Source organism: Aquirufa antheringensis, from assembly GCF_023921165.1.
Taxonomy (GTDB): domain Bacteria; phylum Bacteroidota; class Bacteroidia; order Cytophagales; family Spirosomataceae; genus Aquirufa; species Aquirufa antheringensis.
On record NZ_CP049835.1, the window covers coordinates 1,419,960 to 1,434,372 of the forward strand.

Sequence of the window (14,413 nt, forward strand, 5' to 3'; positions counted from 1 at the left end):
CGCATTAAGAAACAAGCGCTTTCGGATTATTTTTCGCCGTTTGCGATGATACGTTCGCTTGGATTTTTGCTAAAATGCCGTTTGCGTCGATTCCGCATAGGGCATACAATTCTTTTTGCTCTCCGTGCTCGACGATTTCATCTGCAATTCCAAGGCGAATAAGTTGTGAAGTATAGTGGTGATCTACCATAAATTCCGCGATCGCTGATCCAAATCCACCTTGAATCGCAGCGTCTTCCACCGTGATTACTTTCTTGAATTGCGTAAATACGCGGTGCAATAATTCCTCGTCTAATGGCTTCACAAAACGCATATCGAATAAGGCTGGTTTCAGTCCCTGTTCACGCGCCATTTCGCAGGCTGCTATCGCTTCATTACCGATGTGTCCAATAGATAAAATCGCGATTTCTTCGCCCTCTACCAATTGAACTCCTTTCCCGATTTCGATTTCTTCAAAGTTCGTTCTCCACGCCGGCATCACACCCTCACCACGTGGGTAGCGAATAGTTATGGCTTTTTCGTGGTTTTTAAAAGAGTCTAAAGACGCTGTGTACATGATATTACGCAGTTCTTGCTCGTTGCGGGGAGCTGCCACAATCATGTTTGGCACACAACGCATGAACGCTAAATCTAGTAATCCATGGTGGGTAGGTCCATCAGCTCCGGCTAAACCAGCGCGGTCTAAACAGAAAATAACGGGTAATTTTTGCAAGCAAACATCGTGGACGACTTGGTCATAACCGCGTTGCATGAACGAGCTATAGATATTACAGAAAACGGTTAATCCCTGTGTCGCTAATCCCGCAGAGAAAGTGACCGCATGTTGTTCTGCGATTCCTACGTCAAAAGCGCGATCTGGCATCGCCCGCATCATAATATTCAAGGAAGATCCTGACGGCATCGCTGGGGTGATACCCATGATTTTGGGATTCTTCTCCGCTAATTCTAAAAGGGTATGGCCAAAAACCTCCTGGTATTTAGGGGGCTGAGGGTCATCGTAGGTCTTTTTGTGGATTTCTCCGGTCGTCTTATCGAATTTACCGGGAGCATGCCACAAGGTTTGATCCTTCTCTGCCAGTGAGTATCCTTTGCCTTTAGTCGTAATGCAATGCAAAATTTTAGGGCCAGGAATATCTTTTAGGTCGTTTAGAACCGTTGTTAAATTATCAATATCGTGACCGTCGATAGGGCCAAAATACCGCAAATTCAAGGATTCAAACAGGTTGCTTTGGTTTAATAAGGTCGCTTTCAGCCCATTCTCGATCTTGGAAACGATTTCTTGAGCCGTTTTGCCGAATTTGGACATCTTGCCTAATAGGTTCCACACGTCGTCTTTCACCTTGTTGTAGGTGTGCGATGTCGTGATGTCCGTTAAATATTCTTTTAAGGCACCCACATTCGGGTCGATCGCCATGCAGTTATCGTTCAGGATAATCAACATGTTATTCGGGATATCACCTGCGTGGTTCATGGCTTCGAAAGCCATTCCCGCCGTCATCGATCCATCGCCGATCACAGCGATGTGTTGTCTGTGTGTTTCTTTTTTGTAACCGGAAGCTACGGCCATCCCCAGCGCTGCTGAGATGGAAGTAGAGGAGTGCCCTACGCCAAACGTGTCAAAGGGACTTTCGGAGCGTTTCGGAAAGCCCGAAATGCCGCCCATTAAGCGATTTGTATGGAAATTTTCTCTACGTCCGGTTAGGATTTTATGCCCGTATGCTTGGTGTCCTACATCCCAGACTAATTGGTCATCAGGTGTATTAAACACATAATGCAAGGCCACGGTTAACTCGGTTACGCCTAAGGAAGCCCCAAAGTGACCCCCATTCACCGATACGTTATCAATGATAAATTGACGCAATTCGTCACAAACTTGAGGTAAGTCTGATTTCGGCAACTTGCGCAAATCCTCCGGTGTGGTGATTTGGCTAAGTAAAGGACCGGCTTCAAATTGCATAGACGCTTGTGATGATGGATAGTGAGAGATTAACCTTACAAAGGTAAAAATGTTTTTAAGCCTTAGTCATTTTTTTGACTCGCTTTGAATAATCTTTTTTGTTCGAAGTCCGTTAGACTGTCGTAACCTGATTGGGATATTTTATCTAAAATCGCATTCAGCTCCTCCTCAGGTACGGTTTCGAGTTCTTTTCGAGGTTGCACTTTTTGATGTACGGCCTGTGCAAACTCTTTAATTTTTATTTCAAAAATCGCTTGTGGTCGAGAGGCAGCTAAGAAATTTTTAGCAAATACGAAACCTAAAATAGCTCCCCCTAAATGGGCGATGTTGCCTCCAGCGTTCGCCCCAGTTGTTTCGATGAAGGACCAAAGTACGTAAAAAGCGGAAATGTATTTGATTCGAACTTGACCTAATAATAGCAGATGCACCTGGTAATTAGGTCGAATCGTCGCCGCCGCCACCACTACCGCAAAGACACCAGCGGAGGCGCCATTGAGGAAAGTAGGCCCTTTGGCCATGAAAAAACTCACCGTGTTCATCGCTAAAAGAAAGGCTGTCGCACCCGCCAAGCCACCATAAAAATAGAGTTGAACGAGCCGCTTATTTCCGATGAAATCCTGAATAATGATGCCAAACCAGTACAAGAATAGCATATTAAACACCAGGTGAAAAACCTCAATGTGCAAGAAAAAGTAGCTAATTAAGCTCCAGGGTCTTTGAATAAGTAAATCGAGCGAGGAAGGCAGGGAAACTTGCGTAAAAAAGGCATCGAATAATTCCGATTTTCCAGCGATCAGCAGCGTGACACGAGCTAGCATTAAAGCCACAAAAATGGCACCATTGGCTATAATAATCTTCAGCAATCCCTGTCCAGGTTGTTGAATGATGTTTTTTATATCGGTCCAAATGCTGCGCATCCTAATAAAAGCTATCGCGTTTTTGTCTCCAAATCAACAATAAAATGACTGCAAAAAGCATCCCGCCTAAATGGGCAAAGTGTGCCACGTTATCCCCTTCGGCTGCTGCTTTACCTGCCCATAATTCATAAAAGGCAAAACCCATCACGAGGTATTTCGCTTTCACGGGAATGGGAATAGGGAAGACGAACATCTCTGAGTTCGGGAATAAATACCCATAGGCCATCAAGATACCGAAAACGCCACCAGAAGCTCCCACAACTGGGTTTTGTGTCGTGTATTCTTTGTAATGATCAATGGCACCTAAGGCATTTAAACGGCCCTCGTTAATCGAGGTGCTACCGTCAAAACGGTTAAAATAATCCATCAGAAAGTCTGAATTTGGATTAGAAAGGGCTAATTCTAAGGCCTTGCGAATGCTCGCATAGTCATGGAAATACTGAATGGCTTCGTGCAGCAAACCAGCTCCTATGCCACAGAATAAATAGAAAAACAAGAAACGCTGTCCGCCCCATATTTTTTCCAAAATGGATCCGAACATATAAAGGCCAAACATATTCATCAACAAGTGCATAAAATTCGCGTGCACGAACATATAGCTGATGATTTGGAAATAATGGAATTTGCTCGATTGGAAAAAGTACAAAGCAAATAACTCATCCGGAATGAAGGCTGATCCTAAGAAGATAGCGACATTCACGAAAATTAAATTCCGTACGGTAGGTGTTAAATTTCTTAGCATATCTTATTCTTCGTAACCCCAGTCAATGGCGTTTTTCATGTCTTTAATCAATAATCCAGCAGATTTGAAGGCGCCACGGATTTCATCTACTTTATCGTATTGTCTACTTTCCTTGAAACCCTTGTAGAGCTGAAGAAGTTCATCCGTCAAGCCATTCATTTCAGCAGGGACCTCTTCTTTGATCCCTAAAACATCTTCTAAAATGCTAGTATAAGAACGCTGTAAATTCGAAAATGTTTCAGCAGAAATGGATTCGAAAGCTAATCCACCCGTATAGAGTGAATTGATTTTTTTCAACAAGGTAAACAGGTGCGCAATCGCCACCGCCGTGTTTAAATCATCGTTCATGCCATCATAACAGCCTTGAATGGCATCACTGATTTCCTTTTCCTGGGCTGCATCTGGATTTGCGATGGTATCCGTAGGGTAAACAAGTTTCTTTATAATGCGTAAACCGTTTGCGATCTTCTTGTATCCTTTTTGGGCCGCTTTCAGGGCGTCGTTCGAAAAGTCCAAAGTGCTGCGGTATTGTGACTGTAACATAAAGAAACGCACGGTCATGGGGCTGTAAGCTTGCTCTAAAAGAGCATGGCTGCCTGCGAACAATTCGGATGGAAGGAACGAGTTTCCGAGGGATTTACTCATCTTTTGGCCATTCACCGTTAACATATTCGTGTGCATCCAATAACGGACTGGAGCGCGGTCATAGGCTGCTTTTGCCTGCGCGATTTCACATTCGTGGTGCGGGAATTTCAAGTCCATTCCACCGCCGTGAATATCAAAAGTGTCCCCTAAGTATTTGTGACTCATGCAGGTACACTCTAAGTGCCAGCCTGGGAAACCCTCTCCCCAAGGAGATGGCCAGCGCATGATATGTTCTGGAGCGGCTTTTTTCCAAAGGGCAAAATCTAAGGGATTCCGCTTCTCGCCCACCCCGTCTAAGTCCCGGGTTTCAGTTAATAAGTCTTCAATCACGCGGCCGGACAGATGTCCATAATTGCCGCCATTTTTATTGTAAGTCTCGATGTCAAAATACACCGAGCCATTCGATTCGTACGCTAAGCCTTTTTCAATCAATGACTTAGTTGTTTCTATTTGCTCCACGATATGCCCGGTCGCCGTAGGCTCGATGCTTGGTGGTAAGACATTGAATTTTTCTAATACTTGGTGGAAATCTTGGGTAAAGCGATGAACGATCTCCATGGGCTCTAATTTTTCCAATTTGGCCATCTTCCCAATCTTGTCTTCCCCCTCATCGCCGTCGCCTACTAAGTGTCCTACGTCCGTAATGTTACGCACATAACGCACCTTGTAACCGATGTGCAGTAAATAGCGGTTCAAGATGTCAAAAGACGTAAACGTACGTAGATTCCCTAGGTGAACATAATTGTATACCGTGGGTCCGCAGACATAAAGTCCCACGTGATTTTCGTGTATGGGGGTGAAAAGTTCTTTTTCACGACTCAGGGTATTGTATATTTTTAAGGGCTGCATGGTAAGCGGATCGTTTCTGATCGAATGGGGATAATAAGGAATTAAAATTAATTGGATTCTTTTAATTCACCAAACCCAAACGCAATTCATTACCTTTGTATGTTTTTTCGCATTCTAACGTTATTCGCATGTTTTTGAGAGAAGTAGGAGACGACGCTCGACTAAAAAAGACTTTTTTGGAATTCCCGGTTCAGCTCTATGCCAGCGATCCTAATTGGATTCGTCCCTTAGATAACGATATTTCATCGGTGTTCGATCCGCGCAAGAACCCCCATTTTAAACAAGGGGAGGCGATTCGTTGGATTTTATTTTCGGAATCAGGGGAAGCCATCGGTCGCGTGGCCGCTTTCTATGAGCGAAATACAAAAGAGGGCGAAGTTCCCGTAGGTGGAATGGGTTTCTTTGAGTGTATCGAAGACGAAAATGCAGCCTTTATGCTGTTTGATGCCTGCAAAAATTGGCTAGCGGAGCGAGGAATGGAGGGGATGGATGGCCCGATTAATTTTGGAGAGCGTGATAGTTTCTGGGGGTTGATGGTCAAAGGTTGGGAGTTTGAGCCTACCTATAAAATGCCTTGGACAAAGCCCTATTACATTCCGTTCTTCGAAAACTATGGTTTTCAAGACTATTTCCAACAATACGTATTCGTATCACCCATTGCAGGCGCGAATGTGACGCAGGGAATCGAAGAAAAAGCACAACGCATTTTTGAGAATCCTGATTACGTTTTCCAACACATTGAGAAGAGTAATCTCTCGAAATATGCAGAAGATTTTCGCTTTATTTTTAATGCCGCTTGGGCGAAATTCCCTGGTGTTAAGGAGATGAGTAGTGAGTCCGCTCAAAAACTGGTGAAAACCATGAAGCCCATCATCGATGAGCAATTGCTGTGGTTTGCCTATACAACGGATGGAACGCCGGTTGCTTTCTTCATTGTGATCCCCGATTTGAACCAAATCGTGAAACACCTGAATGGTAAATTGAACTGGTGGGGCATGATTAAATTCCTTTTATTGAAATTAAAAGGAACCTTGACTCGTACCTGCGGGGTGATTTTTGGGGTAACTCCAGATCACCAAGGCAAAGGAGTCGAATCTGCGATCGCCCTTCGTTTCCGCGAAGTCGCTCGCACAAATCCTTTCTATCCGTATTCCACCATGGACATGAACTGGGTGGGGGACTTTAATCCTAAAATGCTTCGCTTTGTCTCTCAGCTAGGAGCCACGAACGATAAAACTTTTATTACATACCGTATATTTTTCAATCCAAACCAACCCTTTAGTCGCTGTCCTAAAGTAGGTTAAATTATTAATTATGAGCTTATTAACAATTGGAAGCGTTGCTTTCGACGCTTTAGAGACCCCTTATGGAAAGACCGATAAAATCATCGGTGGATCTTGTACGTACATCGCCTTATCTGCTGGCTTCTTTCTACCCAAAGTAAACGTAGTAGCTGTAGTAGGGGATGATTTTCCACAAGAATACATGGACACCTTGAAGTCTCGTGGCATTAATTTGGATGGTTTACAAATCAAGAAAGGGGAGAAATCGTTCTTTTGGGCTGGTAAATACCACAACAACATGAATTCACGTGACACTTTAGTGACGGAATTGAACGTGTTAGCTGATTTCAAGCCGGTGATCCCAGCATCTTACCAAGATTGTGATTATTTGATGTTAGGTAATTTAACACCACAAGTACAAATCGAAGCGATTCAAGGCTTGAACAAACGCCCTAAATTAGTCGTAATGGACACCATGAATTTCTGGATGGATGTGGCGATGGACGATTTGAAGCGTGTGTTGACGATGGTGGATGTGCTTTGCATTAATGATGAGGAGGCTCGTCAATTATCCGATCAATACTCACTTCGCACAGCTGCTAAGCTGATTATGGCGATGGGACCTAAGACCTTGATTATTAAGAAAGGGGAGCATGGCGCCTTGCTATTCCAAGGAGATCGCATGTTCTATTGCCCAGCACTTCCTTTAGAAGACGTTTTTGATCCAACCGGTGCGGGTGATACCTTCGTAGGAGGATTCATCGGTTACCTAGCGAAGACGGATGATATCTCTTTTGAAAACATGCGCCGCGCAATCGTTCACGGATCTGCGATGGCCTCTTTCTGTGTAGAGAAATTCGGTACAGAGCGTTTATTCGAAATCACGGAAGCTGATTTAGCAGGCCGTGTGAATGAATTTAGAGAGCTAGCTTCGTTCTAGTTATCCTACGATTACCTCGTGCATCAAATCCAGGTTCAGGTATTTAGCAGCCATGTCTCTAATATCCTGGGCCTGGATTTCTAGTATTTGGTCCTGGAATTGATCGTAAAAATCAGGCGCTAATCCGTTTAATTGAATCACGCGTACCTTTTCTGCGATATCAAAAGCCTGCGTCAATTCTCCGGTGAAGCTGCCCATCAAGTAGTTTTGGACGATTTCGAGTTCGTCTTGAGGGATTAGTTCCGTTTGAAGGATCGTAATTTCCTTCTTAATTTCTGCCAAAGTCGCGTCCACATTCTCTCCATTCACATCCGTACCCACCACCCAATAGCCACCGCGTGGATAGGGTGCTAAGCTGGAGGAAATGCCATAGGTGAAACCTTTATCTTCTCGAATGTTTTTCTGTAATCTCGAGCCGAAATAACCGCCCAAAACGGTATTCATCAGGCTAAATTTAAAATAATCAGGATGCGTTCTGGAAATGGCAGGCAATCCAAATCGGATGGAACACTGCACGGAACCTTCTTTTTCTTCCCGAATTTTCACCGGATTCGAAGCGAATGAAACCGGAGGAATAGATAGTTCTGAGCTAGTATACTTGATTTGACCGAGTGTTTGGTCTAAATAAGCAATCTGCTCTTCGGAGATCTTTCCAGAAAGGAAAATGACTGGTTTTTGGGAAGCCCACGTAGTCGAATACTGTTGCACAAGCGCTGCGCGGTCTAATTTGTCAAAATCCTCTGCCACTGTAAAACGACCATAGGGGTCGTTCGGGAAAACTTGAGCACGGAATTTTTGGCTGGCTGCGTAGGACGTTTTTTCCCAGTTCAGTTTCGTTTTTTGGCGTTCAATCTCGATCTCTTTTTCTACTTCCTCTGCCGGGAAGGTAGCCTCCTGTAGTATTTCACCAACAAGCGGAATCAACGAATGAAAGTGCTTTGTTAATCCGTACACCGTAAAGGTGCCGTGATCTAAACTGGCTTGGATATCCCAGAAGGCTCCAAAAAAATCAAATGCCTGATGAATTTCTTGAGCTGATCGTACAGCAGTACCACGCTTCATTAGCGATGCCGTCATGCCAGCTAATCCCGCCACGGGACTATGGATTGCTCCCGCCTTCGCACTTAACTCAAATTTAAAAACCTCTTGTTCTCCTGCTGAAACGACCCATACTTCGATGCCATTAGCTAAAGTGTATTGGGCAGGTGTAGGGAATAAAACTTTTTCCACCGGAAAGGCGGTAGGTGCGACGCGGCGATCTAACATAATTATCTTTCAGACTGATTAATGCCCGCGATGAGCGTTAAACGTAAGGTATTAGCTAAGGGACTTCCTTGTCCACTCGGAACGAGGTAGGCGAAGTCTAAGCCGTATTTTTGGTCCATCTTAAAGCCTAAACCAAAGGTAAAGTACTTCCGATTTCCCTTCATTTCACTCTCGTGAAAATAACCCGTTCTTAATGCAAAGGCATTGTTGAACAAATATTCCGCGCCCACAGATGTGGTCACCTCTTTGATCTCTTCACTAATGCCATCTGGGGCATCCCCCAAAGAACCGAAAATTCCACCGATCGCCGAAACCGTCGCAGGATCCGTTCCTACCATTTTTCCATTCACGTAAGCAGGAGGCGTAGGAACCATCAGTTTATTGAAATCAACCGTAAAGGTCAATTTGTTCAGGTCATCGATTTCATGCGTCGCTGCCATTCCGATACGTAAATTCGTAGGAATGAAGTTTTTCTCCGTTCCACCGTAGGTCACTTTACCCGAAATGTTTGAAAGAGTCAAGCCATAGCTGTATTTCCAAGGACCCACCGTTGGTTTAGCATAAAAAACAGAGATGTCTGCGGCTACCGTTTCGGCAGGTTTTAAAGAATTACTCAATCCCCCGCTCCCCTGGTAGCTTCCTAATAAGTTCGAGTTAATGTATTTCAAATTCATGCCTAATGACAAGGCAGGCGATAATTTTCGAGCGTGTGAGATGCCAATGGCAAATTCTTTCGAATTAAAATTACCTGCGCTAGTACCATTATCTAAAGTAGCTTGGAACATGCCTTGATCGAAATAATCAACAGAGAACCCGAAAACCAAGTTCTTCTTCGTCACCGTATAGCCCGCCACATTGTAAAGCGCCATATCATTCACCAGGTTGCGTAACCAAGGGGTATACGAAAGGGAAAAGCCCATTTTCTTTTCTGTGGTGGCTAATTTCGCTGTATTCCAGTGAATCGCGTTCGCGTCCACCGATAACGCTACACCCGCATCGCCCATCGCAGCAGAACGAGCATCTGGCGCAACGTTCAGAAATAAGAGGGTAGGGGTAGGAATACGCCCGGCATTGATTTGGCCTGAAACTAAGGTTGTTTGTGCATAGGACGTGAATCCGATGGTCACTAATAGTAGGGTTAGGACTCTTTTCATGGGTTATTTAATATGTCCAATACGGCCACTGAAGCTTCTAAACGGAGTTTCGTTGTCGTAGGTTATGTCTAATTGGTAATAGTTGATGAAATCTAATTGGCTTTTCTCTGCTGCACTCCAATCGATCGAGAAAGTTTGATTCACCGAATCGCTTCCCGGAATCACTCCCGTCCTTTCGAGCAATCGTATCCCTAAGTTACTATAAATTTTTAGCTTGTAACGATAGCTCGTCCAGCGTTTCTCTTGTAAAAACGAAAAGCTGGTTCGCTCGGTCATTGGATTCGGATAAATTCGGAGCGAACCTGACTCTTTTGTGTTTTCTGAAACCCGGAATTCAAACGAACAAAATCCTTGATTCGTATGTACGTCGAACACATTTGCCTTGATTTTATAGAGTCCCGGAGCGAGTGATTCAAAAGGGAAGGTAATGCTGCCTTTTCTACTGTTTCCTGGCTCGGGGGTAAATACATCAGAGAAGGGAATTTCCAAGGTGTCGTTGATGGAAATTTGGGCTTTTTCGCCCTTAGGTCCCACAAGTCGTAAAGAACTCGCGTCGCTGATTTTAATTTGTAAGATCGGATTAGCGGAGCTAGCTAGCGGGTCAGACTCATTTAATAGGCTCGCTGTTAGTATAGGGGCGTTCACTTCTTTTTCCTCTGAGGTAGATTTCACCACGCTCTTCATTCCTCCGCCATACGTTTCCGTCGTTGTTCGCGCGGTCCATTTTAATCTCGCTGCTGGGAGGTTCGCCATAGTGAATTTGCCTTTTTCGACCTTAGCGCTGTTGATAGCCTCTAAATCACCAGATTTTACATAGCTGAATTTATCTGTTTTTGTCCCCAAAGTCTGCATGGGCTTATCTTCTCCAAAATAAAACAAACGAATCTCCCCATCAATACTAGGCGTCGTTTGACCTTGAATGATTCCAGAAGTCAAGGTATCTAGTCGGATTGTAAGAGCCTGTTGATTCCAAGGTAACGCTAAGGTTGGATCGCCCAGCAGGGTGATGTTGCGATTAATCACTCCAGATTGGCTATCATTCTTCGCGTCTTTAAACAAATCACCAAGTCGGTAATTTTTATCTATTAGATGATTAGCTAATTGTCTATAAAATGCTTGACCAAACAGGTAATTACTACTCTGGAACACGGGTCGCGTCGTCGAGATGAGACCCATGGCACCGCCCTGGTTGGATAAAAGGCTTATTTCTGCTCCAGATAACTGATTCGGGTCGTCAAAGCGACCAAACTGGCATGTCGCCGTTAACAAGAGGGGTAAATTTCGACTGTTTTTCAGTGTTTGTAGCTCGTTAGTCGTGATTACCTTCTCATCCGTCCAGGCGGATTCAGATCCGTGACCTAGAAAATGGATAAAATCGGCTTCCCGGTTAAATAGTGCTAAACTGGCTTTTTGCGCGGCGGCAGAGGTATAAAATCCATTCGCCACTTCTTGAGGAAATTGGTCGAGGTAGGTTTTTTGGACTTGATAGGCCTCCGGAATCAAGCGTGCGAAATCTTCTGCATCTTGCACGTGGATATTTGCATCGCCGTCATCCGCAAACCAAGCGAAGCGGTAGGGTTGCTGCTGAGTGCGCGTCTCGTAACTGATTAGTTTATTAACCACTGTATTTGCCTCTTCGATTGACTTTGCTGGGATACGTCCGATGCCTACCGCCAGCGGTTCATTCACCGCCTCATTTCCCTCTAGCCATTCGCCTTGGTTATCCGCGATTAGCCCAAAATAATCATCAGACACATAGGTCTGCAAAGGTTGCAAGGACTCGCGACTTTCATAACTCGGGACATAATTCTGTCTTTCGACGGCCGAAGCCACCTTGTTGATTCCTTTGTAATCCACTGTCGCATCGCCTAAAAATAATACATAGCGAGGTTTTTTAAGGCGGATGAAATCGCGTATCGCCGTCACATCTTGTTTCCCGGCTGAGAATTCGTGGTAGATTTCTTTCGTGGAATAAGCTTTCGCAGCAATTCCCTTCGCACCTTTATAGGACGCTAGCAGTTTAGCGGCAGGTAGGATGGAGGGGCTAGAAAGGATCAATAAATCGGCGGAGGCATCAGCTCGGATGTTTTGGTTTGCTATGACTTCTCCCGTTTTCGGGTCCGACGCTTTTGCCGGATCAAAAACCAACAGTTCAGCACCTGGAGTGACCTTGTTAAATACGAGGGAATTTACATTTTGCCAGCTCTTGCCTGTGAACTTGACCCAAACGAGGTGGTTGGCTTGGCGGTTTTGAATGCTGATACTGAAAGTAGAATCGGTTTTGTTGGGTAAAAAATAATGCGGATTCTCGTTCGTCGCATTGAATTTTCGTGGGTAATGAAGGTCGATGTAATCGATGTAACCGGAGCCGGTGGTATTACTATAGGCTACATTCCAGGTCCAGCTTTGGTCCTTAATCTCTGGTTTTACAGAAGCGGAGAAGGTCTGTAAAAAGGCCTTTTGGTCATAGCGCCCTCCTGTTGTCGCCGGAAAGCTAAGGGGTGCAATGGTGTTCCCCGGAATACTGAATGTAAACGTGCCTGGTGCGACAGAGGAGGAGGCCAATCTGCCCGAAAGTAGGCTCGGAATTCCCGTTTTGTAATCTGCTAAAGGATATTGAATCGTTCGGTTTACATTGCCAAAAAATCCATCACCCAGCCATTCTCGACCTGATTGTAATAGATTGTACGTTTCTGGCTCATAGTGAAAACGACTATAGCCATAATCTAAAGCCGTTGTATTAGCGGTAGCTGACGGAAGGTCTGTTATGGCTTTAGGCGCCGGATCATCTAAACGGATGAAATAGAAAGTAGTATCGCTGTAGTGGTGGGTAAATTTCTCTCCATAAAACAAGATTTTATCTCCTTGTTTCAGGAAGGAAATCGGCTGTAAATCGATGGGTCTAGTTGCGGAGTTGGCTTGGGGCAATTCACCTATTTCGTGTCCGTAGACTCCGATCGAACTTGCTTTTAACCCGAGGGAGGAAAGCCAGGATGGGGTGATTTGGTAGATACCAGATTGGGTGATGCCTACTTTGAGCCATTGGCCACTGGATAGGATAGAATTTTGGGCAAGTGCCGCTGATGCTACCGTCAGTAAGCCTACTACAATGCTAAGAATTCTCAAACGGTAAGACGTACGCATGTTTTGCCACCAGGTAGTTTCTGCCTGAATTTATTTCTTTGCAAATGTAACGGGTTCGGCGAAGTTTCCCTTTGATGAAGCGAAGGTTTTTTAGCGCGAATGCTGCACCTTCCTCTAATTCAATTAAGGGTGTTCCTGCAGGCGGTTCAGCATCGAAGCTTTTGAGAATGTCGACGAGAGGTTGGTAGCCGTTAGAGGAAGCCGCTGGATTTTGTAGATAGGCTCTCAGGACCTTGACTAACTCAGCGGGGAGTAAGTCTTCGTCTAAAATGGGCTCGAATAATTGATAGAATTCCGTCTTCCATTCTTGCCCGTGTGGAAGAACTTTGTTTTTGTGAGCCAGATAAGTGGTTAAGTGAGCAACTTCGTGAATGTAGGTCACGAGGAATGCGTAGGGATTTAGATTGTGATTAACCGTCACTTGGTGCCCTTTTGCTGGGCTAAATCGGTAATCACCTAATTTTGAATCGCGGGATTTGCTGACGATAAAGTCAAAAGAATAATCATGCCAAAGTTGAAAGCAGTATTCCGCTACTTTGGGGGGGAAGTGATCAAAAAAGGAATCAATCTTTTTATTCTTCATCCGGTTTTTAGCCATAAAAAAAGTCCTTCGCATGCGAAGGACTTTTTTCTGATCGTTGTGCTAAAATTATTTAGCAGCAGCAGTGTCAGCAGCAGCAGTGTCAGCAGCAGCAGAATCAGCTGGAGCAGCAGCAGCAGCAGAATCAACAGCAACAGTGTCAGCAGAAGCTTCTGCTTTCTTCTCACCACAAGATGCTAAAGTTACCATTGCAGCAACGAAAGCTAGAGCGAATACTTTTTTCATTTCTTATTTTGTTTAAGGTTTGAGCTACAAATCTACGGCATTATTTTATAAGTACAAATAAATGCAAATAAATTTTTAAGATTTTTTTAAGGAATGGTCTCGTTTTTTTCAAAATAGGCCCCTATGAGCTTTAATCGGCTTAGGAATTCTTAAGAATTGCGACCTTAGAAAAGGTCTAAATTAGATAAGTCCTATTTTAATAGGTCCTTGAAGCGATCGTAAAAGCCGCTTGATTTGAAGGTAAAGGTCTTGTGCAAGATGTAATTCGACACAAAACTATAGCCCATTCCGTGAAGGGTCGTTGCTATCTGGGTGATATTTAACTTTTTCACCGAATAAGGAATGGCAAAAAAGATATCCGGGTGATGCGCGTGAATGAAATCGTAAGGAATGGTACTGAACAGCCAGGTAATGATGCCTGAAAAGCTGGCAACCAAGACATACTTGAACATCTCGCGTCTAGTTTGCTGACTTTGGCGCGCATTGAAGGCAAATAATTTCGTCAGGAAAAAACCTACCACTAAGGCGATGAAATAAGCAGGAAGAATGGAATCCTCGTAGGAAACGCGGAACCAATCCTTAATTAATCCTCCTGCAAGCAGTTGAACACAAGCCCCTAATCCAGCCACCACGAAGTAGGCGAATAAGTCTTTCTGATTAAAGAGGGGGGCTTTCTTGTCGCTCAAAGGC

12 protein-coding genes are annotated in these 14,413 nt (G+C 44.4%); 2 read left to right on the forward strand and 10 right to left on the reverse strand.

Features of this window, described 5'->3' with window-relative positions; translation table 11 throughout:
* Positions 1 to 4: 4 nt before the first annotated feature.
* From dxs to cysS, 4 genes are all read right to left on the reverse strand, one after another.
* A complete protein-coding gene (dxs, locus tag G9X63_RS06470; protein WP_252621981.1) occupies positions 5 to 1,957 on the reverse strand; it encodes a 1-deoxy-D-xylulose-5-phosphate synthase in 1,953 nt (650 codons plus the stop codon).
* A 62-nt stretch (positions 1,958 to 2,019) separates the two neighbouring features.
* Positions 2,020 to 2,874, reverse strand: coding sequence for a rhomboid family intramembrane serine protease (locus G9X63_RS06475; protein WP_130895370.1), 855 nt, complete (start codon positions 2,872 to 2,874; stop codon positions 2,020 to 2,022).
* A gap of 1 nt (position 2,875) precedes the next feature.
* Positions 2,876 to 3,616: a rhomboid family intramembrane serine protease gene (locus G9X63_RS06480; protein ID WP_130922643.1), complete on the reverse strand. Its 741-nt coding sequence runs from the start codon at positions 3,614 to 3,616 to the stop codon at positions 2,876 to 2,878.
* A 3-nt stretch (positions 3,617 to 3,619) separates the two neighbouring features.
* On the reverse strand, positions 3,620 to 5,110 hold the full coding sequence (gene cysS, locus G9X63_RS06485) for a cysteine--tRNA ligase (RefSeq protein WP_252621983.1): 1,491 nt from the start codon (positions 5,108 to 5,110) through the stop codon (positions 3,620 to 3,622).
* A gap of 128 nt (positions 5,111 to 5,238) precedes the next feature.
* On the opposite strand from cysS, the gene G9X63_RS06490 reads away from it, so the two are divergent.
* Positions 5,239 to 6,414, forward strand: coding sequence for a hypothetical protein (locus G9X63_RS06490; protein WP_130895367.1), 1,176 nt, complete (start codon positions 5,239 to 5,241; stop codon positions 6,412 to 6,414).
* A gap of 10 nt (positions 6,415 to 6,424) precedes the next feature.
* A complete protein-coding gene (locus G9X63_RS06495; RefSeq protein ID WP_130895366.1) occupies positions 6,425 to 7,333 on the forward strand; it encodes a PfkB family carbohydrate kinase in 909 nt (302 codons plus the stop codon).
* Here the strand turns inward: G9X63_RS06495 and G9X63_RS06500 are convergent, their stop codons facing one another.
* The 6 genes from G9X63_RS06500 to G9X63_RS06525 all read right to left on the reverse strand — a co-directional run bounded on the left by G9X63_RS06500 (position 7,334) and on the right by G9X63_RS06525 (position 14,409).
* The gene (locus G9X63_RS06500) at positions 7,334 to 8,599 is read right to left on the reverse strand and encodes a M16 family metallopeptidase (RefSeq protein ID WP_252621985.1); all 1,266 of its coding nucleotides are present in this window, start codon (positions 8,597 to 8,599) and stop codon (positions 7,334 to 7,336) included.
* Positions 8,600 to 8,601: 2 nt separating this feature from the next.
* Positions 8,602 to 9,753 carry a type IX secretion system outer membrane channel protein PorV gene (gene porV / locus G9X63_RS06505; protein ID WP_130922646.1) on the reverse strand — a complete coding sequence of 384 codons (1,152 nt, stop codon included), beginning with the start codon at positions 9,751 to 9,753 and terminating at the stop codon, positions 8,602 to 8,604.
* Between the two features lie 3 nt (positions 9,754 to 9,756).
* Positions 9,757 to 12,897, reverse strand: coding sequence for a type IX secretion system sortase PorU (gene porU, locus G9X63_RS06510; RefSeq protein WP_252621987.1), 3,141 nt, complete (start codon positions 12,895 to 12,897; stop codon positions 9,757 to 9,759).
* Positions 12,866 to 13,480, reverse strand: coding sequence for a SprT family zinc-dependent metalloprotease (locus G9X63_RS06515; protein ID WP_161566408.1), 615 nt, complete (start codon positions 13,478 to 13,480; stop codon positions 12,866 to 12,868). The genes porU and G9X63_RS06515 overlap by 32 nt, the downstream gene beginning before the upstream one ends.
* Before the next feature lie 66 nt (positions 13,481 to 13,546).
* Positions 13,547 to 13,723: a hypothetical protein gene (locus G9X63_RS06520; RefSeq protein WP_161566409.1), complete on the reverse strand. Its 177-nt coding sequence runs from the start codon at positions 13,721 to 13,723 to the stop codon at positions 13,547 to 13,549.
* A gap of 191 nt (positions 13,724 to 13,914) precedes the next feature.
* The gene (locus G9X63_RS06525; RefSeq protein WP_130895360.1) at positions 13,915 to 14,409 is read right to left on the reverse strand and encodes a GtrA family protein; all 495 of its coding nucleotides are present in this window, start codon (positions 14,407 to 14,409) and stop codon (positions 13,915 to 13,917) included.
* Positions 14,410 to 14,413: the final 4 nt, after the last annotated feature.

Excerpts from the sequence above, each read along its gene's own strand:
- dxs (WP_252621981.1), bottom strand. The coding sequence starts at position 1,957 with ATGCAATTTGAAGCCGGTCCTTTACTTAGCCAAATCACCACACCGGAG.
- G9X63_RS06475 (WP_130895370.1), bottom strand. The coding sequence starts at position 2,874 with ATGCGCAGCATTTGGACCGATATAAAAAACATCATTCAACAACCTGGA.
- G9X63_RS06480 (WP_130922643.1), bottom strand. The coding sequence starts at position 3,616 with ATGCTAAGAAATTTAACACCTACCGTACGGAATTTAATTTTCGTGAAT.
- cysS (WP_252621983.1), bottom strand. The coding sequence starts at position 5,110 with ATGCAGCCCTTAAAAATATACAATACCCTGAGTCGTGAAAAAGAACTT.
- G9X63_RS06490 (WP_130895367.1), top strand. The coding sequence starts at position 5,239 with ATGTTTTTGAGAGAAGTAGGAGACGACGCTCGACTAAAAAAGACTTTT.
- G9X63_RS06495 (WP_130895366.1), top strand. The coding sequence starts at position 6,425 with ATGAGCTTATTAACAATTGGAAGCGTTGCTTTCGACGCTTTAGAGACC.
- G9X63_RS06500 (WP_252621985.1), bottom strand. The coding sequence starts at position 8,599 with ATGTTAGATCGCCGCGTCGCACCTACCGCCTTTCCGGTGGAAAAAGTT.
- porV (WP_130922646.1), bottom strand. The coding sequence starts at position 9,753 with ATGAAAAGAGTCCTAACCCTACTATTAGTGACCATCGGATTCACGTCC.
- porU (WP_252621987.1), bottom strand. The coding sequence starts at position 12,897 with ATGCGTACGTCTTACCGTTTGAGAATTCTTAGCATTGTAGTAGGCTTA.
- G9X63_RS06515 (WP_161566408.1), bottom strand. The coding sequence starts at position 13,480 with ATGAAGAATAAAAAGATTGATTCCTTTTTTGATCACTTCCCCCCCAAA.
- G9X63_RS06520 (WP_161566409.1), bottom strand. The coding sequence starts at position 13,723 with ATGAAAAAAGTATTCGCTCTAGCTTTCGTTGCTGCAATGGTAACTTTA.